This is a genomic window from Mucilaginibacter gossypii (assembly GCF_900100945.1).
GTDB lineage: Bacteria > Bacteroidota > Bacteroidia > Sphingobacteriales > Sphingobacteriaceae > Mucilaginibacter > Mucilaginibacter gossypii.
The window spans coordinates 213,076-236,377 of record NZ_FNCG01000009.1 but is presented as its reverse complement, the minus strand read 5'-3'; the positions used below and the strand labels follow the sequence as shown (position 1 = coordinate 236,377).

22 protein-coding genes are annotated in these 23,302 nt (G+C 41.1%); 9 read left to right on the top strand and 13 right to left on the bottom strand.

Annotated elements, in window-relative coordinates; all coding sequences use genetic code 11:
* Positions 1-44: 44 nt before the first annotated feature.
* Together BLS28_RS17680 and BLS28_RS17675 are read right to left on the bottom strand one after the other, a co-directional pair.
* Positions 45-716: an NAD(P)-dependent oxidoreductase gene (locus tag BLS28_RS17680; RefSeq protein WP_091170285.1), complete on the bottom strand. Its 672-nt coding sequence runs from the start codon at positions 714-716 to the stop codon at positions 45-47.
* Between the two features lie 9 nt (positions 717-725).
* Positions 726-1,202: a hypothetical protein gene (locus BLS28_RS17675; RefSeq protein WP_143020805.1), complete on the bottom strand. Its 477-nt coding sequence runs from the start codon at positions 1,200-1,202 to the stop codon at positions 726-728.
* A 130-nt stretch (positions 1,203-1,332) separates the two neighbouring features.
* On the opposite strand from BLS28_RS17675, the gene BLS28_RS17670 reads away from it, so the two are divergent.
* Positions 1,333-1,959 carry a MarR family winged helix-turn-helix transcriptional regulator gene (locus tag BLS28_RS17670; RefSeq protein ID WP_091170277.1) on the top strand — a complete coding sequence of 209 codons (627 nt, stop codon included), beginning with the start codon at positions 1,333-1,335 and terminating at the stop codon, positions 1,957-1,959.
* 134 nt (positions 1,960-2,093) lie between these two features.
* A complete protein-coding gene (locus BLS28_RS17665) occupies positions 2,094-2,891 on the top strand; it encodes a peptidase associated/transthyretin-like domain-containing protein (RefSeq protein ID WP_091170273.1) in 798 nt (265 codons plus the stop codon).
* Between the two features lie 355 nt (positions 2,892-3,246).
* On the opposite strand, the gene BLS28_RS17655 is transcribed toward BLS28_RS17665, so the two are convergent.
* Positions 3,247-3,474 carry a hypothetical protein gene (locus tag BLS28_RS17655; RefSeq protein WP_091170268.1) on the bottom strand — a complete coding sequence of 76 codons (228 nt, stop codon included), beginning with the start codon at positions 3,472-3,474 and terminating at the stop codon, positions 3,247-3,249.
* Between the two features lie 292 nt (positions 3,475-3,766).
* Here BLS28_RS17655 and BLS28_RS17650 point away from each other — a divergent pair, with 292 nt between their 5' ends.
* A complete protein-coding gene (locus BLS28_RS17650) occupies positions 3,767-5,914 on the top strand; it encodes an alpha-L-fucosidase (protein WP_091170265.1) in 2,148 nt (715 codons plus the stop codon).
* 64 nt (positions 5,915-5,978) lie between these two features.
* On the opposite strand, the gene BLS28_RS17645 is transcribed toward BLS28_RS17650, so the two are convergent.
* Entirely contained in the window at positions 5,979-6,929 is a 951-nt protein-coding gene (locus tag BLS28_RS17645) for a Smr/MutS family protein (RefSeq protein ID WP_091170261.1), read from the bottom strand.
* A 155-nt stretch (positions 6,930-7,084) separates the two neighbouring features.
* Between BLS28_RS17645 and BLS28_RS17640 the strand changes: the two genes are divergently transcribed.
* Together BLS28_RS17640 and BLS28_RS17630 are read left to right on the top strand one after the other, a co-directional pair.
* Entirely contained in the window at positions 7,085-7,591 is a 507-nt protein-coding gene (locus BLS28_RS17640) for a DUF892 family protein (RefSeq protein ID WP_091170257.1), read from the top strand.
* Between the two features lie 277 nt (positions 7,592-7,868).
* Positions 7,869-9,734: a M1 family metallopeptidase gene (locus BLS28_RS17630; protein WP_091170252.1), complete on the top strand. Its 1,866-nt coding sequence runs from the start codon at positions 7,869-7,871 to the stop codon at positions 9,732-9,734.
* Between the two features lie 71 nt (positions 9,735-9,805).
* Here BLS28_RS17630 and BLS28_RS17625 read toward each other — a convergent pair whose 3' ends face one another.
* From BLS28_RS17625 to BLS28_RS17615, 3 genes are all read right to left on the bottom strand, one after another.
* Positions 9,806-10,192, bottom strand: coding sequence for a YtxH domain-containing protein (locus BLS28_RS17625; protein WP_091170250.1), 387 nt, complete (start codon positions 10,190-10,192; stop codon positions 9,806-9,808).
* Positions 10,193-10,380: 188 nt separating this feature from the next.
* On the bottom strand, positions 10,381-10,575 hold the full coding sequence (locus tag BLS28_RS17620; RefSeq protein WP_090533335.1) for a cold-shock protein: 195 nt from the start codon (positions 10,573-10,575) through the stop codon (positions 10,381-10,383).
* Between the two features lie 120 nt (positions 10,576-10,695).
* Positions 10,696-11,832 carry a GAF domain-containing protein gene (locus tag BLS28_RS17615; RefSeq protein WP_091170248.1) on the bottom strand — a complete coding sequence of 379 codons (1,137 nt, stop codon included), beginning with the start codon at positions 11,830-11,832 and terminating at the stop codon, positions 10,696-10,698.
* Between the two features lie 430 nt (positions 11,833-12,262).
* On the opposite strand from BLS28_RS17615, the gene BLS28_RS17610 reads away from it, so the two are divergent.
* Both BLS28_RS17610 and BLS28_RS17605 read left to right on the top strand, forming a co-directional pair.
* The gene (locus BLS28_RS17610) at positions 12,263-12,913 is read left to right on the top strand and encodes an HAD family hydrolase (protein WP_091170245.1); all 651 of its coding nucleotides are present in this window, start codon (positions 12,263-12,265) and stop codon (positions 12,911-12,913) included.
* 163 nt (positions 12,914-13,076) lie between these two features.
* Positions 13,077-13,841 carry a hypothetical protein gene (locus BLS28_RS17605; protein ID WP_091170242.1) on the top strand — a complete coding sequence of 255 codons (765 nt, stop codon included), beginning with the start codon at positions 13,077-13,079 and terminating at the stop codon, positions 13,839-13,841.
* Between the two features lies 1 nt (position 13,842).
* Here BLS28_RS17605 and lysA read toward each other — a convergent pair whose 3' ends face one another.
* The 3 genes from lysA to BLS28_RS17590 all read right to left on the bottom strand — a co-directional run bounded on the left by lysA (position 13,843) and on the right by BLS28_RS17590 (position 17,823).
* Positions 13,843-15,012, bottom strand: coding sequence for a diaminopimelate decarboxylase (lysA, locus tag BLS28_RS17600; RefSeq protein WP_091170239.1), 1,170 nt, complete (start codon positions 15,010-15,012; stop codon positions 13,843-13,845).
* A gap of 126 nt (positions 15,013-15,138) precedes the next feature.
* The gene (locus tag BLS28_RS17595) at positions 15,139-16,449 is read right to left on the bottom strand and encodes an aspartate kinase (RefSeq protein WP_091170343.1); all 1,311 of its coding nucleotides are present in this window, start codon (positions 16,447-16,449) and stop codon (positions 15,139-15,141) included.
* A gap of 240 nt (positions 16,450-16,689) precedes the next feature.
* A complete protein-coding gene (locus tag BLS28_RS17590) occupies positions 16,690-17,823 on the bottom strand; it encodes a glycosyltransferase family 2 protein (protein ID WP_091170237.1) in 1,134 nt (377 codons plus the stop codon).
* Between the two features lie 85 nt (positions 17,824-17,908).
* Between BLS28_RS17590 and BLS28_RS17585 the strand changes: the two genes are divergently transcribed.
* Complete coding sequence (locus BLS28_RS17585; protein WP_091170234.1) at positions 17,909-18,892, top strand: sugar phosphate isomerase/epimerase family protein; 984 nt, start codon at positions 17,909-17,911, stop codon at positions 18,890-18,892.
* Positions 18,893-19,076: 184 nt separating this feature from the next.
* On the top strand, positions 19,077-19,514 hold the full coding sequence (locus tag BLS28_RS17580) for a DoxX family protein (RefSeq protein WP_091170230.1): 438 nt from the start codon (positions 19,077-19,079) through the stop codon (positions 19,512-19,514).
* Positions 19,515-19,635: 121 nt separating this feature from the next.
* On the opposite strand, the gene BLS28_RS17575 is transcribed toward BLS28_RS17580, so the two are convergent.
* Genes BLS28_RS17575 through BLS28_RS17565 form a run of 3 tightly spaced genes read right to left on the bottom strand, consistent with a single transcriptional unit; the run spans position 19,636 to position 23,055 of the window.
* Positions 19,636-19,902: a UBP-type zinc finger domain-containing protein gene (locus BLS28_RS17575; RefSeq protein ID WP_091170227.1), complete on the bottom strand. Its 267-nt coding sequence runs from the start codon at positions 19,900-19,902 to the stop codon at positions 19,636-19,638.
* A gap of 19 nt (positions 19,903-19,921) precedes the next feature.
* Complete coding sequence (locus BLS28_RS17570) at positions 19,922-21,583, bottom strand: FAD-dependent oxidoreductase (RefSeq protein ID WP_091170224.1); 1,662 nt, start codon at positions 21,581-21,583, stop codon at positions 19,922-19,924.
* Positions 21,584-21,636: 53 nt separating this feature from the next.
* Complete coding sequence (locus BLS28_RS17565) at positions 21,637-23,055, bottom strand: ATP-binding protein (protein WP_091170222.1); 1,419 nt, start codon at positions 23,053-23,055, stop codon at positions 21,637-21,639.
* Positions 23,056-23,302: the final 247 nt, after the last annotated feature.

The window sequence follows — 23,302 nt, the reverse complement described above, 5'->3', positions numbered from 1 at the left end:
AACAGTAGTTAAAAATGTCCCGCTTCATTGGCGGAATTTTAGTGTTAATATCCAATTTCAACTGTTGCCTGGTAAATATCCCGGTTAGCAATGTTATTGATGATAAAGTGCGCAACATCAGCCCTTGATATTTTCAGGCAGTTTTTAAGAAATGCATTAATAGCTATGCGATATGTGCCGGTAACAGCCTGATTTGTAAGCTGCGGTGGTCTAATGATAGTCCAGCTAATGTTACTGCTTTTTATCACCACCTCCATTTTGAGCAAATCGGTATACATATGTTTCAGCAGTTTTTGAACTACATATTTTTCAACAAGCCTGATATAAAATGGGAGTACGGGGCTTATTTCAATTGCACTGGCCGAGATCAGGAACATGCGTTTTATGCCTTTTTGTTCCATCGCTTTTAAAATATTGGCATTGCCTTGCGAATACAAAGCCGTGGGTTTATCTGATCCGACGCCACCGGCTACGCCTATTGCCGAAATTACAGCATCCTGGTTTTCAAAATTATTTTCAAATGCGCCGGGTTGCATAACATCACCGCTTACTTTTTTTAGATTGGGGTGCTCGATTGCTAATTTGGCCGGGTTTCGTAATATTGCGGTAACCAGGTGCCCGGCCTGAAGGGCCTGTTCAACGCACTGCCTGCCAATGCCGCCGTTTGCGCCTACAATTACTAACTTATAAATAGGGATGTTTTGTTGCATTTCCATTTTTTGCGATTAACTAAATTTGAAAATGCTTAAAAAAACTATGCTGAAAAACAATATCAGCTGTACTGTAAAAAAGATATTAAGGTTCACCTTAATTTGGTCAACCCGTTCTGCTAAGTAAGCTTTGTCGTTATTCATAATCATTCGTAACTCTTCGCCTTGCTTCCTTCCAAAAAATATCCCGTTTAGCATTAGAACCAAAACAATTCCTATTTTTATTCTAAACCATAGCTGTTCGCCAAATACGCCATGGGTTAAGGCCATCATGCCAATGCCTGTTATAACCAGCAGGGCGGCACCTATTCCAATCAGTGTTGATGACTTAGATGTACCTGCCAGTATACCTTTTGATTTTTCTGTATTATCATCAAAATGCTTCCAAAAGGTTTTAAATACTGTAAAATCAACAATGGTGGTGCCCGCCATTATCGTTAGCCCTGTTAAGTGTAGTATTAATAGTGCTGGTAAAAAGAGTGAGGTATTCATTTGTTATGATTGATTAAATTTATAAAATATACCATATGGTAGTAAAATAATACAATATTATACCAAAAGAAAGTAAATAGCAAATATTGGAGACGTTTTTTTTAGATTTGATACCAAAAGGAAATAACACGTGAATAAAACAGTTGAATTGGTTAAGCTTTGGGGAGATTATGAGGAGAAAAATCCCGGTTGTAATTTGGATGATTTCTTCCGGCATCAGCTAATGGCCAAGGCAGCAGATGAGAAGAAAGCAACGCCCGACTGGCAGTTAAGGCCGGGAATTAACGGCAAGCTCATGATTTTGATAAGACGGATAGGGAAGTACCATATGGTATATTCAAACAAAGCGCTTGAAGGTACAGGGCTTGATCAGATAGAGGAGTTCGGTATATTGGCTACTATTTTTAACCAGGTTAACCCAATAAAATCTGAGGCTATTTATAATAATATAATCGAACTATCAAGTGGTACCAATATGCTTAACAGGCTAAAAAAACGCGAACTGATAACCGAGTATGAAGATATTGATGATAAACGTATTAAGCGTTTAAAATTAACAGCCCTTGGAGAGGAAACTCTTGGAAAAGCCAAAGTACGTGTAGTTGAAGTTGCGCGAATGATGACCAGCGCATTGAGCGAGGAAGATAAACAGCTTTGTTTTCAACTGCTTAACCCCGTTAGCGAAAAGTTTGACGGAACCTTCCAAAAATTTAAAAGCAAAAGTTTTGATGAAATTTTTGAAGCTATGATAAAGTAGTTTATTGGCTTTTTTAACGGAAAGAAAAGTTTTGTGACCGTAATGCGGCAAGTGTTAATATTTGTTAAAAGCGTAAAGGTTAATAATTTATGCGTATATTTAGTTAACCTGCTCACCTGTTAACTGAACCCGTCATGAAAACATTGAAACTTACCTCAACAGTAATATTGATGCTCTTGTCAATAAATCTGTTTGCCCAGCGTGTTAAAGGTATCGTTATTGATAAAACTACCTATTTGCCGGTGGCAAATGCTTTTATCAATACACCGGCATCAAAAAGCATAAGTAATGTCGAAGGGAAATTTTTGTTAGCCAACGTAAAGCCCGGTGACACTTTAAGGATCACCAGCATAGGTTACAAGCCTTTTAAGCTTATAGTCAGTTTTTTAAAATTTGATACCTTAAGATGTTACATTGAGCCCGCGGCAACTGTTTTAAGTGAGGTAAAAATCAGGGCCAGGCGTAATGCCAGGGCCGATTCATTACGTAACAGGAGGGAGTTTGCCTCTGTTTTTGCCTATCGTGGCTCAACCATAAAAGATGCGTTTATAGCACGTCCGGCTGATCTTGATTTTGGTAAGCCCAGCAATCACATAAATGCGGATAAAAGTACAGCAACTATCTTGAGCATCAACTTGCTGTCGGTGATCGATATGTTGAATAAGAACAAAGCTCCGCAATCAAAGTTGCAAAAGATTTTGCTGAAGGATGAAGAAGATGAATATGTGGACCGGTTTTTTTCGCCGGAAAAGGTGAGTTCAATAACTAATCTTAAAGGCGATTCGCTGCAAAATTTTATGAACCAATATCACCCCGAAATTAAAAAAGTGAAAAAGATGAACGATTATGATATGATCAGTTATATTAAAAAAAGCTACGCTGAGTATCTCAAATCGGGTAGCAGGCAAACGGCCCTGCTTTTTGCAAAGTGAAATGGTCTTGTATTATTAAGCGATACTGTGTTTTGAACAATAGAACGTGTATTGTTACTGACCGGTTTCGTTACCTTTCAATTACCAGGTATTTTTTGTTGCAGCTATAGCAAAAATACCTTTTAACCGGCAGCCAAAATGTCAATAGCTTTAACAATGCCGGCCTGTGAATCCTTTGGCCGGTATTAGTTTGGCACTGTGGACAAAATGTATAGCTGTGCCTTTTTTTTGAAGGTTCATTTTCAGTATCTACAATATGCATAACATGAATACAATTAAACCCATTGTATCCTCATAAGCAGGCTTTTATTGGTTAAATACCCAAAACTGAAACTATTACTTTATGGAATAGTTTTTATGAGGCTTTGCTTTTATATTGTGTGCCTGTAAGCACAGGCGATTTTTGGTTAAACCTGTTCCATTCGTCAATATTTACCATACCGGGAGCAGTTGCATAATGTTTTTTATTTGTTGGGCAGGTAACTATAAAACCTTTACGGGTTTGATCAATTACGGGACGTGCACCACATTCTTTGCAAGGCTCACAATGGATATTGGGTTGAATTTGAATAGATTCGGACATTACGTTTTTTTAAAGGTTAAATGAACCCTTGCTGCTGAGCAAGAGAATTTTTTTCATTATGAATTAGGGTTGGGCTGTGTTGCTACAAAGATGCAAATAATATTTTTATTAAAAAAATGCAATTTGTGAAGCAGATTTTACAATTATGTAACATGTTTATTAGCAAAAGTGTAAGTTGAGTTGTTTTGTGTGCATAATTGTGCAATCGTTAGTTTACAACACGCAATTTCAAGTTGTGAGGTTTTTGTTTATTAACAACTTTTTTACACTTTGAGATATTGAATTCCTCCTCATGAAAAAAATCATAAGCCCACTGTTGTCGTTATTATTTTGTATTCATTTTGTATCTGCACAACCGTCATCTTCTTCGATAAAGCAATGGCAAGATCAAAAGTTTTCCATGTTTATCCATTTCGGTGGCATTTATTCAGTTTGGGGTGGTGTTTGGGATGGGAAGCCGGTTACCCGCGGCTTAAGTGAGCAAATTCAGGCCCATGCTGGTATTTACAGTGATACTTACGCCAACCTGGCCAAAAACTTTAACCCGGTAAATTGGAATGCTGATAGTATTGCCCTGCTGGCTAAAGCGGCTGGAATGCGCTCTGTTGTACTAACTTCAAAACATCACGATGGGTTTTGCATGTTTAAAACTGCAACTACCGATTTTAATGTGGTTGATGCTACTCCATTTAACCGTGATGTGGTAAAGGAAATGGCCGAAGCCTGTAAAAGGCAGGGTTTAAGGTTCGGTTTGTATTTTTCGCTGATAGACTGGCATTATCCGCAGGCGTCACCCATATCAAGTCATAATTCTGATTATATAACACCCGAGCATCATGAATATAACAAGAAGCAGGTAACCGAGTTACTATCAAACTATGGCACTATATCCGAACTTTGGTTTGATATGGGGTCGCAAAGCCCTGAACAAAGTAAAGAACTTTATCAATTGGTGCACCGCTTGCAGCCTGATTGTATGGTAAGCAGCCGTTTGGGTAATGATCAGGGCGATTTTGCCGTAATGGGTGATAATCAGTATCCCGATTATTCCATTGGAGTGCCCTGGCAGTCGCCTGCTTCATTTTTTGACGAAACCTGGGGCTACCGATCATGGCAAAAACGCGGAAGCGAGGATGAAAAGTATAAAGAGAAATTGGAAAGCCTGATCCGCGTGATTAGCAGGGGAGGTAATTACCTGCTTAATATCGGTCCCAAAGGCGATGGCTCAGTAGTTGGTTTTGAAAAGGATGTTTTATTGAAGATAGGCACCTGGCTCTATAAAAATGGCGAAGCTGTTTATGGCACAACTGCCGATCCATTTTTTACCCCCTTTAAATGGGGTAATATAACTGCTAAACCCAATAAGCTTTATCTTTTTGTAACCTCGGTACCCGCTGATGGCCTGATCTCTTTACCCGGCCTGGAAGGCAGGATCAGTAATGTTTCTGTTTTGGGCGAACAACAATCGCTTAGCTTTAAACAGGCAATTGATGCCGCTGTGATAACCTTACCCGCAGGTTTTGACAGTGAAAACCAAATAAAAGTTATAGCGGTTGGCATTGCCGAAGGTTACAAAGTGCAACCTGTTCATATCCTGAGCAGCATTTATGACCACATGAAACTGGATGAGCACAACGCTTATAATTATTATAGTTCATCGGGCATTGATTATAACAGCAATTATCAAAGTACGGTAAAGCAAAGCTGGACAATTAAGCCTAAACACAAAGGTAAATACCAGCCTGCTATACAATATACCGACGAAGAAAAAGGCAGTATTGTTGACCTAACTGTAAACAATGTAACCACCACGCTCGAGCTCGACAGCGATAGGAAGATGAAGTATAAACCTGATACGGCTAAAATAAAATGGGGTCCATTATATATAACCGGCCCATACTCCGCAGGCTTAGGAGGTTTAAATGGCCGCGCGGATAAAATCGATATCTCAAAACCTTTTACCAAAGACACCGATAAACCATGGCGGTCTATAGACGATTATAAAAACGGGCAGCTGATTGATTTGCCCGCAGGCATGGATAATGCTTACTACATTTTGCAAAACATCAACGCAGGCAAGGATTTAATTTACGCGCAGGTTAAGATTACCAGCGGCGATGGCATAATTGTTTTGCTTAATGGGAGGCAACTGCTCATCAATAATAATCCGGGTAAGGCTGCCTCTGTAAGTCATGTCATCGGTTTGGATTTGATACCCGGCAATAACCAGTTACTAATAAAAGTGTTCAACAACTTTAAAAAGAACATCCCTTTTGCGCTCACACATAGTATTCCACAAAATATCTATATTAAAGATCTCGAACCTTTAACGCTTGAAGCAAATGAACTTTACCCGGTGAGTTTAAAGTTACATGATCCCGCATCGCCGAATCAAACTTTAAAGTTGCCTAATCTTGAAATTGTGTTTACGAAAAAGTAAGAAAATAAAAGCCGCCTTGCCAAGGTTTCAAACCTCGTAAGGTGGCTGATGCTGTTGTAAATTGTTACTTCAACAACACCTTGGTAGCGCCGTAACCAAATTTTTCTTTACGGGCATCCATAAAGGTTTGTACTTTTTTATGCCTGCCCAATTGTTTGTGCAGTTCATTACGCAGCGTGCCATTGCCAGCACCGTGTATAAAAGTAATATCAGGTAGTTGATGAACAATAGCTGCATCCAGCGCTTTGTGAAAATGGGCCAGCTGAATCTCCATAATTTCAGCGCTGCTTAAAAACTGATAATCGTCACGCAGCTTTTCTATATGCAGGTCAACTTCGCTAACCGGCTTTTCAATCACTATTTTTTCGGTAGGGCTTTCAAAAAAGCTTTCCTTCAGTTTTTGAGCATCAATAACCAGTTCAGGCTCGTCGAGCCTGATGAGCCAGCCGGCCTGGTTAAGTAATGGAATGTTCTTTTTAGTGGTTGAGAAATCCTTGGCCTTAAACTTTTCATGTACAGCCAACGGTGCCGGTGGTTCAACATTTTGTTTGGTGCTGAATAAAACGCCGAAAATAAATTTTGGCCAAACCTGCAGATCGGCCAGTTGGGCGGAGTAGATATTTTCGGTTGATTTTGGCGCAATAATCCCTGCAAATTCGCCTTTAAATACCTGTTGCTTATCCGTTGTTAAAGTAGCGAGCAGCTGAAACGAAGTTTCATTGATTAAATGAAAATGTACGACAGAACTTGCCCTGGTATCAGTAACCACACCTATATAAACGCCTTTTTTAACAAATTCACCTGGTGTTACGAGCTTTTCATCCGTTGTATTGTTGCTTTTTGTCGCCCCTGCAGGTTGGTAACCATGAACGTAAGTTACTTTGCTGGCAAGTACCGGAATCTCAAAATCGTCATCGCCGGTAACACCTATCATCTGTTCGTCGATGATGCGCGTTACAAAACCTTCCATTTTTTCATCAACAAATCGAACAAAATTGCCTAATTTATATTTCATAGCATTATGTTATTGTAATGCAAAGTTAATTTATCCCGGCACATCTGTCCGGGTAATAAAACTTAGTTATTTTTAAGGTAAGTTTGATAAGCAATTGCGTGAAACAGCTTTTAAGAAATATATAAACCCTAACTATATACTTTTAACTTCATACCATGAGCAACAATACCCCTAAAACACTGGATAACGATTTGTTAAAACAGGTATTTGTCCACAATCTTAACCGTATTTATTTTGGTAAATGTTACCTTGATAAACATCTTGCACATTTGAAAAGTCTCGCTTCGTTTACTGCATTGCAGCAGGCTATACAGGAGTTTTGGGACGATATTAAAAAGCAGATAGAACGGATGAAGAAGGTGTATACCCTGATTAATGAAATTCCGTCAGACAAGAACTGCAACCCTATAAAGTCCATTGTTAAGGATGAGTTTTGCCTGGATGAAGAGCAAACTATACCTGTATTGCTGGATATGGATATTATGTTGTATCTGCAGTTACTTGAGCATATTAATATTACATCGTGCCATATGTTAATAATGGTGGCCCAACAGCTTAATTATACTGAAGCTCAACAATTACTTACCGAATGTAAAGATGAATCAATTGACAACGATGAGCTGTTTACGCTTATTAGCAAAGAATATATAATTGCAGATTAAGTATCTATAAAAAAGAAAGCCATCCGCATAGCGCAGATGGCTTAAATGTTAGTTATTTAATACCCCTATTAAAATAACTGATAACAAAGTAAAAAAAAATATATCCGATACCGCAAAATATTTATTTGTAAATAATCTTTGTGACAGCTTTGTTACAAAATAAGCTCTGATATAGCGATTTATCAAGCGATTTTTTGTTTTAAATTTTCCGATTAATGTTTCCTGCATATCGTTATTTAGTCCAATTAATTTAAATTGGCAAAGAAATTTAAGACATATGACCAAACCCTTCATTTTATCTGCATTAACCTGCATTGCATTTATACAGGTTAAGGCCCAAACCTTGTATATGCCCCGCGATATACAAAAAGCATTCAAAAACGAAACGCGCTCGGCTGATGGCCGCCCCGGCAAAAAGTACTGGCAAAATTATGGTCGTTATAATATCAGTATTACGGCTGTGCCTCAAAATCGTACTGTGAAAGGCACAGAACAGATCACTTATGTTAATAATAGTCCGGATACTTTAAAAAGGCTTAACATGAAGCTTATCCTGAACATTCATAAACCGGGTGCCGCCCGTTTTGGCGATGCAGGGGCTGACTATCTTACACCGGGCATTCAGTTTGATAGCTTTTCAATTAATGGCGAAGCAAAAAAAGTTGCATCAGGTTCAACAAATCAAATGGTTGGTTTAAGTAAGCCGTTGATGCCTCATGATTCTGTTAAGCTTGATATTGGCTGGCATTTTGAAGTTTCGAAAGAAAGCGGCCGCGAAGGAATGATCGATTCGACTACCTGCTACCTGGCTTATTTTTATCCGCGGGTGTCGGTTTATGACGATTACAATGGCTGGGACAGGCTACCTTTTTTAGATGCTCAGGAATTTTACAACGACTTTAACGACTATACCCTGCACGTTACCGCGCCTAAAAACTACGTAGTTTGGGCTACCGGTACCCTGCAAAACCCTGAAGAGGTGCTTCAGCCTGAATATGCAAAACGATTGAAGGCTTCATTCACCAGTGATTCAACTATCAATATTGCATCGGCTGCTGAGCTTGCCGCCCATAAAGTAACGGCTCAAAAGGAGATGAATACCTGGACCTGGACCGCTAACGATATCAGCGATATGGCTGTAGGCATCAGTGATCATTATGTATGGGATGCGGCCAGCGTTGTGGTTGATGACGCAACAAACCGCCGCGCCAGTATGCAGGCAGCTTTTTTAGATAGCTCGGAAGATTTTCACCATGCGGTACAAAACGGCCGTAATTCATTAAGCTGGTTGTCCCACAACTGGCCGGGCGTGCCATATCCGTTCCCCAAGATGACATCGTTTCAGGGCTTTGCAGATATGGAATACCCTATGATGGTTAACGATAGCCATACCAATGATGTACGCTTTTCGCAATTTGTGCAGGATCATGAAATAGCGCATACCTATTTTCCTTTTTACATGGGTATTAATGAAAGCCGTTATGCATTTATGGACGAGGGCTGGGCAACAACTTTTGAACTGTTGATAGGAACATCAGAAGTTGGCAAAGAAAAAGCTGAAGCATTGTACAAAAATTTCCGTGTTGACAGATGGATCCATGATGCTTCAACCGCCGAAGATCAGCCGGTTATTACACCATCGAGCGAATTGCGGGGTGGGTACGGTAATAACTCATATGGTAAGCCATCATTAAGTTATTTAGCGCTGAAAGACATGCTGGGCGATCAACTATTCAAAAAAGCCCTGCATGGATATATGGACCGCTGGCATGGCAAACACCCAATACCATGGGACTATTTTAACTCTATGAGTAATATTACAGGTAAAAACCTCGATTGGTTTTTCAATAACTGGTTCTTTACTAATTACTATATTGATCTGTCGGTAAAAGGCGTAACCAAAGCAGCCGGTGGTTATACAGTAGCAATTAAAAACGTGGGCGGTTTTGTAATTCCGTTTGATGTAAAAATTACTTATGCTGATGGTTCCGGCGAGAGCATTCATCAAACCCCCGTGGTTTGGGAAAAAAATCAAAAGCAAATTGCAATAGATATCAAAACCACTAAGACCATTAAATCAGTTACTTTAGACGGCGGCATATTTATGGATGCCGATGAAAGTAACAATTCATGGAATAGATAATAGAAAAGCTTATAAAATAATAAAACCCTGCTAACTGGCAGGGTTTTATTATTTTATAATAGTACTAAATATTATGCGTTCTGTACAGAATTGTTCCAGTCATTGGCAGTCGCTTTGACTTTTGATTTCGCTTCATCCGCGGCGTCACCTGCTTTCCCTGCAAGGTCGTCGGCTTTTGATTTTGCAGCATCAACAGCTTTATCTTTAGCGTCCCAAAGGTCGCTAACAGTTCCGCTAAACTTGGTTTTAGCTTTGTCAATCACACTATTACTGTAATCTTTAATATCTCCGGCTGTTGTTTGCGCTTTGGTTTTGGCAGTATCAACCAGGTCGTTTATATAATCTGCTATATCGCCTCTTAATTCTGTTCCTTTTTCAGGAGCTAACAATAAACCCAAAGCCGCGCCCGCCGCTGCACCTACCAATAGTGCTGCTATAATTTTTGCTTGATCTTTCATGTTCTTTTCTTTGTTTTATGTGTAGTCGATTTATGATATTATTGGAATAAACAACAACAATGCCAGTTTTTATTTGAAAGTAACATTCAAATATTAAGCTGATGTACGCAGCAGGTTAACAAAAAAATAAAGCAAAAAAAAGGCACTCAAACTTTGAGTGCCTGGTAGGCTTAATGATTATATTATAATTATATAACTTTTACATTTACCGCGTTAAGACCTTTACGGCCGTTTTCAACTTCGTATTCAACGGTGTCGTTTTCACGAACTTCGTCAATAAGGCCTGTTGAATGAACAAAAATATCCGGACCACCATTGCTTGGTACTATAAATCCGAAACCTTTTGTTTCATTAAAAAATTTTACTGTTCCTTGATTTTGCATTCTTTTATTTATTAATGCCGCCAAGGTAGTTATAATTTACCGTAATCAGCAATAGCCAAAGCGTAATTTAGGTGTAAACCAAACCTGTGGAATGGTATTTGGATTTTAGATAATTGATGGTCAGGCTACTATTGCCAAATGGCCTCCCTGGATGGTATCTTCCGAATCTTTTACTATTCCCCGTATCTTTTCATCCAGTTCGTTAACGGTATGTTCTATTATATTAAAGTAACCAAAATCAATATTTTCCATCCGCATGAGGTCTAATATACCAAGCAGGGATGCCACCGGCCTCCGCAATTCGTGCGATTGTATGATAGCTATACGGTTAAGCGCCTCTTTTTGAATATTGATTTGTTCCTCGTGTCTTTTGCGTGTAGTAATATCTGTTGAGTTAATAGCTATCCCGATTACCTCGCTGCTATTATTTTTTACAGGGATAAATGAGGTTTCTTTCCAGCAGGCATTTGGCGTTCCGGACAGCAGTTCCCATTCCCGTTTAATGGAACGGCCGGTTAATGCTATCGCAAAGTATTTCGAAAATGAATTTACCAGCGCCGGCTCTGTATAAGCGATAATATTATCACCATTGGCCAGTTTTTTATTATATAGGCTTCTGATAAAAACCGACGCAGATTTATTGAATGCCATAACCTCAAGATTACGGCCAACCAGGATATGGGTATCTTTTGAACTGTCGAAAATTGCTTTCAACTTCATTTCCGATTCGCTGATAGACGCTTTTTGTGATTGCGACTGCTGGTGCTGCTGCTCAAGCGAACGTAAACTTGAATTAAGTTCCATGAGGTTTACAACCTGCCTGGCCAGCGTTTTTAATGATTTAATCTGTTGCTGGTTAAGTTCATGGGGCTTAAAGTCAATAACACATAGGCTACCAAGGGCATGGCCATCTTTAGTAATCAAAGGGGCGCCTGCATAAAACCTTGCCTGTGGATCCTCAATAACAAGAGGGTTGGTGTTAAAGCGTTTGTCATTAAGCAGGTCGGGCACAACCAACACCTGTTTTTGGATAATGGTGTGATTGCAAAATGATAAATCACGTGGGGTACAGCTGATATTGATGCCGGTAGCGGCTTTAAACCACTGCATGTCGGTATCGAGCAAAGTAACCAGGGCGACGGGAGTGCCGCAGATCTGAGCTGCTAATCCTACTATATCATTTAAATCAACCGCTATGTCATTATCCAGATCCTTAAATCTCTTAACGGCACGCAGGCGCAGGGGTTCGTTATTCATTGTATATTGTATAAGGATTAGTAGTTTTTTATAAATCCAACACGGAGCTTACGCACACTATAATAATAATGAGCTTATTAAACACATACGCAATAGTTTAGCTAATAGTTGTATAAATTACAGAATAAAAAGATATAATGGCAATGATTTTAATACAATTTAACTGGTTAATTATTGTTTAAGGTGGAAATTCACTATAGATAAAATCTTTCGGATTAAGTACCTTTTTTATCGGATGGATTGAGTACATGAAAAGACTAATGTCCCGCCAAAAAAATCGAACAATATTATTCATCCATCGTGCAGCTGTTAAAAACAAATCACTCATGTGTTTAAAGAATATGTGGCATAATTCAACTTTTAGTTTTTTAAAGGTTTAAGTTTGCCAAAAAACCGCGCTCGGTTTATCTCTTAAATTGAAAATTAATATATGAAGGCCTTTATATTCGACCTCAACGGCACTATGATCAATGACATGCCTTATCATACCAGAGCATGGCAACATCTTTTAAATACCGACCTTGGCGGCAGCTTTACCTGGGATGAAGTAAAACCACAGATGTACGGCAAAAATCAGGAAGTACTGGTACGTATGTTTGGCCCTAACCGCTTTACTACCGAGGAAATGAACAGGCTTTCGTACCTTAAAGAACAGCGCTACCAGGATGAGTTTTTACCCCACCTGGCACTGTTGCCCGGTTTGCATGAGTTTTTGGAAAAAGCTTATCAAAACGGTATCCCTATGGCTATCGGTTCAGCAGCTATTCCTTTTAACATTGATTTTGTACTGGATAACCTTAACATCAGGCATTATTTTAAAGCTATAGTAAGTGCCGATGACGTGGTACTAAGTAAACCCCACCCAGAAACATTTTTAAAAGCTGCCGAATTACTGAATTCCTTACCTACAGATTGTGTTGTGTTTGAGGATGTACCTAAAGGTGCTGAAGCTGCCGCTAATGCAGGTATGAAAGCCGTTGTACTTACTACAACGCACCAACAGGATGAGTTTGAAGCGTTGCAAAACGTAATTCATTTTGCCGATGATTTTACGGATGACTTTATTGGCAGCCTGGTATAATAAATAGCCAGGGTAAATGTATAACATTTGAATGTGTTAACTCATGTTAACCCCATTTAAATGCGTTTGCCCAAAATAAACAGTAGGGTGTGTTATTTTATTACTTGTTTTAGCGTATAATTGTTCAGTATCCAGTTTATAAACCCGATCCGGACCTTTTACAATGAAACTTAAATTCAACCTGCTTTTGCTCCTGGCCAGTATGATCATAAGCTCGTGCAGTGATCATATTTATGCGCCGGCCATGCACCATAGCGATATTGCTTATCTGCCTAAACCGGTATCTGCCGATGCTGTTAAATCGGCAAATTATATTTCGGGGGCTTTAGTAGTTGATGAAAGCCCTAATTACTCAGACGAGTTGGTTAGCGCACAGCTTAATTTTAGCCGCGCACATGTATTTGATCATTTCAACCTGGCTTACGGCGCATTTGGTACATTAGGTAATTATCATAACAGCGAATTGGAGCCGCAAGATCCCAACTACTTTAAAAATAAGTTCTTTGGAGCGGCAGGAGGAAGGTTATCGGGAAACTTTTTTGTGAGCAGCGGGCATATCGATTTACGCTTTATTGGCTTTGAAGCGGCCTATAGTCATGAGTTTGGCGATTACCTTAACTTTAGGAAAGCTGTCACCAATAAACCGGGCTTTTACACTGATCCGCGTGCCGGTCTGTTTACATTAGGTGGCACAACTGAAATTATATTTCATACCAATAAAGTTGCCAATCAGTTTGGTTTCCGGCTTTTTTGGGGCGGTACATTTGGCAACGACAACGTATACCGAAACAAAAACAGCGATTACGTTTACAGGGCTTATAACCCTGGTTTTGTAACCGCTGCTTATTTTATGCAGATTAAAAACTATATGGCCGTTGTTGAAGCTGGTACCTATGTACAGTTAAGACTTGGCTACCGGTTCAGATAGCTTATTCAGAATAAACGCTGCCAACCCTGTCGCGCAGGTTATAGCCTGATGCCATCACCTCGCCATAAGCACCTGCGGTACGCACCGCTATCAGGTCGCCGCGAAATGACTCAGGCAGGCTCACATCCTTCTGAAAGCAATCCGTGCTTTCGCATATCGGCCCAACAACGTCATACTTTAAACTTTCGGACTTTCCTGCTTCCGGACTTTCTGACCTCCGGCTTAAATTTTCTATCTGGTGATAAGCCTGGTAAAGCATCGGGCGAATCAGCTCGGTCATGCCGGCATCAAGGATCAGGAAGTTCTTTTTCTGTCCGTTTTTAACATACAATACACGCGATATAAGCGAAGCACTTTGGGCTACGAGTGCACGGCCAAGCTCAAAGTGAACTTCTTGCCCCGGCTTAACATTCAGAAAGTTTTTAAACACCTGGAAGTAGGCCTCAAAATCGGCTATGTTGTTATCCGGGCTGTAATAATCAACCCCAAGACCACCGCCGGTATTAAGCACTTTTATCGGGAAGCCACGATCTTCAAACCAATCCTGCATTTCATTAATGCGGGTACACAGGTTTTTGTAAACTTCAAGGTCGGTAATTTGTGAGCCGATATGGAAATGGATCCCTAAAAACTGCAGGTTATCACATTTGCGCAAAGCAGCGGCAACATCAGGTAATTGCCAGGTATTAATGCCGAACTTATTTTCATCGAGTCCGGTGGTGATGAAATGGTGAGTATGTGCATCAACATTCGGGTTAATGCGGATAGCCACACCAGCTTTTTTGTTTTTTGCTTTAGCAAGGCCATCAATAATAAAAAGCTCCTGGATGGATTCGACATTGAAGCAGAAGATATCCGCATCAAGGGCCAGGTTTATTTCACGGTCTGATTTGCCAACACCTGCAAATACCACTTTGCTTTTATCAAAGCCATGATCAATAGCTGCCTGAACTTCATTGCCGCTCACGCAATCGGCGCCAAAGCCATAGGTTTGTATGGTGTCAATAACTTTTGAGTTAAAGTTGGCCTTCATGGCGTAATGCACATGGAAGCCGTGCTTTGCAGAAGCATCGCGGCAGGCACTCAGGGTGTTTTTAAGCACCTCGAGATCGTAGTAATAAAACGGAGTTTCTAAGCCGTTGAATTTATCTATAGTTTTACTTGTGAACATGGGTAATATTTCATCAAATCATGCTGAACTATTGCATATCAGGGATTGCTTCGTTCCTCGCGATGACGTTTTAAATTAAAAATTTCAAATAAGGCAATTCCGAAATCGAAAATCCGACATCCGGAATTAAAACAACCTGTTATGTAAACTCCTTAAAGCCTCAACCTTATCCTCTGTTTTTACCAGTAACGACAGGTTGTGATCGCTGCCGCCGTATGATATCATCCTTAATGGGATATGCTTAACGGCTTCCAGTACCCGGGCTGCATACCCATGTTTTTCGGCCCCGAAATCACCTACCACACAAATAATGGTTTGGTTTACATCAATTTCTACCGAACCGTAAGCGTTTAATTCTTTGGTGATGTCGCCCAGGTAAGTGGTATCATCGATGGTAACAGAAACACCAACTTCTGATGTGGTGATCATATCGATAGATGTTTTATAACGTTCAAATACCTCGAATACCTTGCGTAAAAAGCCATGTGCCAAAAGCATCCTGCTCGATTGGATCTTGATAGCCGTAATGGCATCCTTAGCAGCTATAGATTTGATCTTGTCCTTTTCGCTGGTATTGGTGATTAGGGTACCCAGCGCTTTAGGATCCATTGTGTTTAATAAACGAACCGGGATCTTATATTTTTGAGCAGGGAACACGCTTTGCGGGTGCAGAATTTTGGCACCAAAATAGGCAAGCTCAGCAGCTTCATCAAAAGATAGCTGAGCAATAGGCTGCGTGCCTTTTACAATGCGCGGATCGTTATTGTGCATGCCGTCGATATCTGTCCAGATCTGTACCTCTTCGCTGCGGATACCGGCACCAATCAATGAAGCGGTATAATCGCTGCCGCCGCGGCGCAGGTTATCTATTTCGCCGTAGGCATTGCGGCAAATGTAGCCCTGGGTAATAAACAAGTTTACTTCGGGGTGCTTATCAAGCAGCGGGAGCAGGTTTTCGGTAATATGATCAACAATTGGCTCATTATCCTCATCTATCTTCATAAAATCCAGGGCAGGCAGCAATACCGATGGGATACCTATCTCCTTTAAATAAACATGATAGAGGGTAGTTGAAAGCAGTTCGCCCTGTGCAACAATGATCTTATCTTCAATATGGGTGAAAAGATCATTGGCAAGATTGCTGAGCAACGAAAAATGGTAGTCGATAACCTCTTTGCCCTGGGCTAAAAATTCGGGTTTCGCAAACAATTCCTTAATAAAAATTTCGTACTTATCCTTTAGGATAGTAATAAGCTGCACTGCCTTCTTCTTATCGCCGGCGAGATATGCTTGTCCAATTTCTACGAGGCTGTTTGTTGTGCCTGACACTGCCGATAGCACCACTACCTGGCGCTCGGCCGGGTTAATGATATCAAGCAGCGCTTTCATCCGGGCGGGGCTACCTACTGATGTCCCACCAAATTTTAAAACTTTCATTTTTATGTTGCTGTTAACCGTATATGATCGGTGTTCCTGAACATCAGCTTGCTGATATTCAAGCACCAATATTTGAGGCGCTAAAAATAGTGTTTTAAAACGCTTTAATGTAATGTGATTGGAATTTAAATTTGACGGGCCATATCATCCTTGAGCTTTGAGATCCGTGGTACTCTGATTGGTAAATGATATCCTCACGTTGTTATTCGGGGTAAGATGTCGCCACTGCTACAAAATATTTTATCCCCTACCTTTTAACATATCAAGCGAGTAAAAACTGTCCCGCCAGTAAATGCCTCCCTGTACAACTGTTATTATTGATGCTTTTAAAAAATGCCAGGCCAGGAATAGCCCCGAAAGGGGGATCATGAATGCATACCACCATTTATTGGGCGGCACCAGCTCCATATAAATTATATGCACTATGAGCATAACAGAAGCCATGATCCTGATAACCGGGGTGCCGAAAATGAACATTAATGGCATAGGCAATGCCACCGTTAATAGCATATTCAGTACGTTAACAATGGCTTGCGTAATACTGTACTTAGCCATAGCAAATGAGTTTTTCTGCACGCCGCGCCCAAGCTCACCAAGATTCCTATACCATTCCAGGCAAACGTAACCCTTACCGGCTAAAACATCCTGCCGTAAACCTTCCTTTTTTATCAATTGACCAAGTTGAAGATCATCATCCGGGCGCTGTTTTATGCGTACATGTGTGCCAATTTTTTCATAAGCTGTACGTCTGACCAAATTGAAAGCCCCTATGCCCGACGATGCTTTTGATTTCGGGTTTTTGGCCTCCCATGGTTTCATGGCAATCATGAGCATAATACTTAATGTGGCAAATACACTGTTTAAAATTGACGACCGGGAGATCAACTCAGGTAACATGGTTAAATGATCAACCTCGTGTTTAACTGCATAACCGACAGCCTGGTTAATAGCATCAGGATGAAAAACGATGTCGGCATCGGCAAAAAGCATCCATTCTTCAGTACTGCTAAGGTATCCCTGGTAAAGTGCGTTGTTTTTACCAAGCCATCCGTCGGGTAAAGTGTCTATCGTAGTCACCTGAAGTTTTGGATAGCGTAAGCTAAAATCTTTCAGGATGTCGGCGGTACGGTCGGTTGAGCGGTCGTTCACTACAATAAGGCGATGGTTAGGATAATTGATATGGCAAACGCTTTGCAAGGCTTTTTCAAGGCCTTCCTCCTCGTTTCGCACAGCTATAATGATGGCAAGGGGTGGGGGACTATCCATCACAGGTTGTCGGCTTACCTGTTTAATTTGTTTAAAGCCGATAAGCAGATAAAAGTTAAGCGCTAAGGTGGATACAAACAGTATCACGCTGTACCAGAATAATATCATGATAAATAGGTTTGGATAAAGGTGGGTAAAATCAGGAAACAATTACAACAAAAAATGGCATATTGCATTACCAATTTTAACACCTATGAAAAACATCAGCCGCAAAAAATTTATTGCTTCGGCCGCAATAGCTGCTGCCGGCTTACCTTTTGGTTTAAGTGCTTTGGCTAAGCAGTCACCCTTAAATACAAACCTTGCTACAGGTAACCCCTCTCCGGGTGAAAAAATAAAAGTGAGTATATTTTCCAAACATATGCACTGGCTTAATTATGCCGATATGGCCGCTTTAACGGTACAGCTTGGTTTTGACGGAATTGACCTTACTGTAAGGCCCGATGGCCACGTGCTGCCCGAACGTGTTGCCGATGACCTGCCTAAAGCGGTTGAAGCTATTGAAAAAGCCGGGCTCAAGGTTTATACCATAGTAACCAATATTAAAACTGCTGATGAAAAATACGCCGGGCCGATCCTGAAAACGGCATCAGCATTGGGCATTAAATATTATCGTACCGCCTGGTTTAATTATGATAAGGCTACCAGTGTACCTGCCAATATCAGGGCTATCAATAAACAACTGGTCGGTCTTGCCGGGCTCAACAAAAGGTATGGCATGCACGGCGGCTATCAAAACCACTCCGGCGACTTGTTTGGAGCATCGCAATGGGATTTATGGCTGAGCCTTGAAGGACTTGACCCCAATTACATCGGTTGCCAATACGATGTAAGGCACGCTACCACCGAAGGTGCTGACACATGGCCTGTTACACTTAATCTTTTGAAGGCTTATTCCAAAACAATCAATGTAAAGGATTTTTACTGGGAGAAAAAGGGCGACAAATGGCAGGTGAAAAGTGTACCATTAGGCGAGGGTATGGTTGATTATAAAAAATACTTCAGTCTGCTAAAACAATACAATATCAATGGCCCCATGAGCCTGCACTGTGAATATCCCTTAGGCGGGGCAGAGGATGGTAAACGTGAGCTGTCTATTAGTAAAGATGAGTTTTCGACCGCTTTAAAAAAAGATTTGACCAGATTACGGGGTTGGCTGGCAGAGTATGATCTGTAAGTGCCGGTCAACGCGATTGCAGGTTTAAGTATCCGTGCTTGAGTCTGCGAATTTTTTTCCTCTCCTTAAAACTTGTTTTATAACAAACTTGTTACTAAATTTAGTAGAAGCATTTCGGTCGCTTGATCTCCCTGATCGCCCCCGGGTTGCTGATAACCAATTATTAAACTAAAAGGAGGCCTTTATGAATCTGGTTCATAAAATTGAACACTGGGGTGATACTCATCACCCTAAAGTTTTGGATATTGTGCGTATTGTTCTTGGTGTATTTTTATTGGTGAAGGGCATAACTTTTATGGAAAATACATCATACCTGCGCGGTATTATTACCGATCAGGATGTTATTGATGTATCGCCTGATATGCTGATGATCCTGGTATACTATGTATCATTTGCCCACATGGTTGGCGGTATACTCATAGCTATGGGTATATTAACCCGTTTGGGCTGCATTATTCAGATCCCTATATTGGTTGGCGCGGTATTTTTAACAGGTATTTTCCAGGAGCCTATCAACACCATGTTATGGCCATCAATTACAGCCCTGGCTCTCCTTATACTATTTACCATTTTAGGCTCCGGCCCATGGTCGTTAGATAAAGTACTGTCGTTTAAGGGATAGTGGAGAGATATAAGAGATCAAGAGCCGGAAACCAAGAAAGGAATTGCTTTGAACTAACGCCAAACTCTAAAACTCCCGACTTAGGGCTTAAAACTTAGAAATCAAGACTTCTAACTTCTAATTAATATCCTTTAACGGCTTCATCCACATAACACCATAGCCAGCGCTCACCCGGCTCGGCAGATATAACTACCGGATGGCCGGTAGCGTGGAAATGCTTGGTCATATGTGTATTAGGTGAACTATCGCAGCAAAGCGTAACGCCGCATGTTTGACAGGTACGCAAATGCAGCCATGTACCATGGTGCTTTATACATTCTTCGCAAACATAATCCTTAGGTTGGGTTATGCTTTCAATAGCTTCGATATGGGCGCAGGTTTCTTCCATAGGTATAGGTAGTTTATGATTAAACTTCGGCCAGGTATTTATGTACAAAACTTATCGCCATCGAACCTTCGCCTACGGCAGATGCCACACGGTTCATGGCCCCGGCACGCACATCGCCCGCGGCAAAAATACCGGGACAACTGGTTTCTAACAGGAATGGATCTCGTTTAAGCTTCCAAACTTTTCCAAAGCTTTCATAGCTGCGCAACTCGCGGCCGGTTTCAATAAAGTCTTTACTGTTTTTAATAATATCCAGCTTTATCCAGTCGGTATAAGGTTTAGCACCAATAAATATATATAATGCGTTAGCCGTTTTAACCACAGATTCTTTGGTCTTGCAGTTTTGTATCGTGAGCTTTTCAAGGCAGTTGGTACCTTCGGCCTCAATTACCTCGGTATTTGGCATAACCTTTATATTTGGCGTATCGGCAATCTGGTTGATCAGGTAGGCAGACATGGTTGCCGTCAAATCATCCCTGCGGATAATGATATGCACGTTTTTTGCAAATTTGGAAAGGTACATAGCTGCCTGTCCGGCCGAGTTGCCCCCGCCAATTACAAACACCTCTTTACCTGTACATGCCGAAGCTTCGGTAGTAGCCGCGCCATAATAAATACCTGCCCCGGTAAAGTTATCAACGCCTTTAACTTCCAGCTTGCGGTAATCAACCCCGGTGGTAATTACTACTGTACGGCTGATGATCTCGGGCCCATCATCCAAAATAATGGTTTTGTAGCCATCTTTTTGTTTGATATCGCTAACAGATTGGGGTGATAAAAATTCGGCGCCCAAACGCATAGCCTGACTTATGGCGCGACGGGTAAGATCGGCGCCGCTTAAACCTGCCGGGAAACCCAGATAATTTTCGATACGGGAACTGGTACCGGCCTGTCCTCCCGGTGCTTTACGCTCAATCAATAAAGTTTTTAAGCCTTCTGATGAACCGTATACAGCGGCGGCTAATCCTGCCGGACCTGCACCAATGATCACCACGTCGTAAACATCGGTGAGCTGGGTTGGATTTTTCCCCATTTTATCGGCAATATCCCTTATGGTAGGTTTTGTTAAACAACTGCCATCCTCAAATATCACCATCGGCAAATCATCGGTTGTGCGATTATTGATGGTAAGCAAACTGGCCGAATCGATATTTTTTTCGATATCAAACCAGCGATAAGGGATCAGGTTACCGGCTAAAAAATCTTTTATCACATGTGATTGCGGCGAAAACTGGTAACCTACCAGCTTCATACCCACAAATTCGGGGATGTAGTGGCTGTGCCAGTCGCCAAGCAGATCATTAATTACCGGGTAAAGCTTTTCCTCGGGAGGGTTCCATGGCTTCATCAGGTAATAATCAAGCTGCACATCGTTGATGGCTTTAATGGCGGCATCAGTATCGGAGTAGGCGGTCAGCAGTACACGTTTAGCTTCGGGGAATACTTTTTTAGCTTTCTCCAGAAATTTAACACCTTCCATTTCGGGCATGCGCTGATCGCACAAAAACAAGGCAACCACTTCCGAACTGTTTTTCAGTTCAATAAGGGTTTCATATGCTTCATTTGCCGATGTTGTGCTTAGTATTTTATATTCTTTGCCATACTGCGACTTTAAATCGCGGCTTATTGATCGCAGTACCTGCGGATCATCATCTATGGAAAATATTATCGGACGGCTCATAGGGTAAATATGCAGGCAAATTAACTAATATTTTTGGTAAAATCAGCTTTTTGCTAACCATTTATCGGGAAGCAAACTATAAACTCGGTATGCCCGGGCCTTGATTTTACCTTTATCGAACCGCGGTGCTGCTTCACAATACGCTGCACCACTTCAAGGCCCATACCAGTACCTTTACCCATTTCTTTAGTGGTAAAGAAAGGGTCGTATATACGGCTAACATTATCTTCCGGTATACCGGGTCCATCATCAATAATGGTTACCTCAACAAAGTCGTTATCTTTTTTAGTGCGGATGGTAAGCGTCCCTTTCTCATTCACTTCCATAGCATCAAGAGCATTATCGACCAAATTGGTCCATACCTGGTTAAGTTCGCCAATGAGTGCTTTAACCTCTGGCAGCGTATCATCAAACTCCTCAATCACCGTGATATTCTCCTTCCTGATCTTGTAGCCCAGCATGGTAATGGTATTACGGATACCCACATGAATATCGGCATATTGCTTATCCTGAGCACGGTCCATATGGGTAAACGTTTTAACTGAGCTTACAAGCTCGGCGATACGGCGTGCCGATTCCTGGATATCCTCGATCATTTTTTCGCCCATTAGCTTGGCGCTAAGCCAACCCATAATAATGGATACCGCATGTTCGGGTATATGCGCTTTCAGGGCCTCCAGGTTTTCGGTGGTAAAACTAAAGTCTACAAAGCTTTCGGCTATATCATAGGCGTCTTCAACGCCGTTATCTTCCAGCCATTCAGATATTTCATCTTCAAGCTGGGTGCGTTGTTTAAGTGTAAGGCGGGTATAGCATTCTTTTTTGTTCAGGATCCTGAACAACTCGTCGGTAAGACCGTCAACCTGTTCATCGCTGGCCCTTATGGCAAACATATTTTTTAGGTGGGCGGGCACCATACGCAGGTGTTTTCTTAATGATAACGAGTCGCGCACTATGGCCGATGCCGGGTTATTAAGCTCATGAGCCAAGCCGGCAGACAACTTGCCTAAAGCCATCATTTTATCATTTTGCTGCTGCATGGCAGTAAAATCTCGTACGCGGGTGGTCATGATATGAACCAGCGCCTGGGTAAGCTCAAAATGGTTCCGAATCATCTCCATGATCTCGCCCGTGGGATAGCTTAATACCGTTAATTCGCCAACGGCCTGTGCATAACCTTTGGCTATAAGGCCGCGCGAATAGGGCATATAGCCGGTGATACTTCCTTTTTCAACCAGGGTGTAATCACGGCGCGAACCTTGCTGCATCATAAAGAAGCGCATATTGCCTTCGATGATAAAATGCGGGCCAGTAAGGTCCTGCCCCGGCTCCATCAGGTATTCACCATCTTCAAATGTTAAGATCTCGCTTTTATCAATCAGCCACTGCAGCTGATCGTCGGGTATATTGGCTAAAGCTTCAAAAGCTTTCAAGTCTGATACGCTTACCTGTAGTTCACTTACCTTTTGCATAATTTAAAAGTAGGGAATATTATTTAATGATGTAAAAATGAGGTGAAAAATTGCAATAGGGTGAACCTGACCGCTGGTTTCTTTGATTGCGTTGATTCTATCTGTGTTTGGAATAAATGGATTTGAGGATTTATGATATTGACTTAAAGAATTCAAGGAATTAATTGATGTTGAGCAATTCTATAAAATCAAACAATGGTACGGTGATAGCATCCACCATAAGCTTAATGACATTAAAATCCTTTAA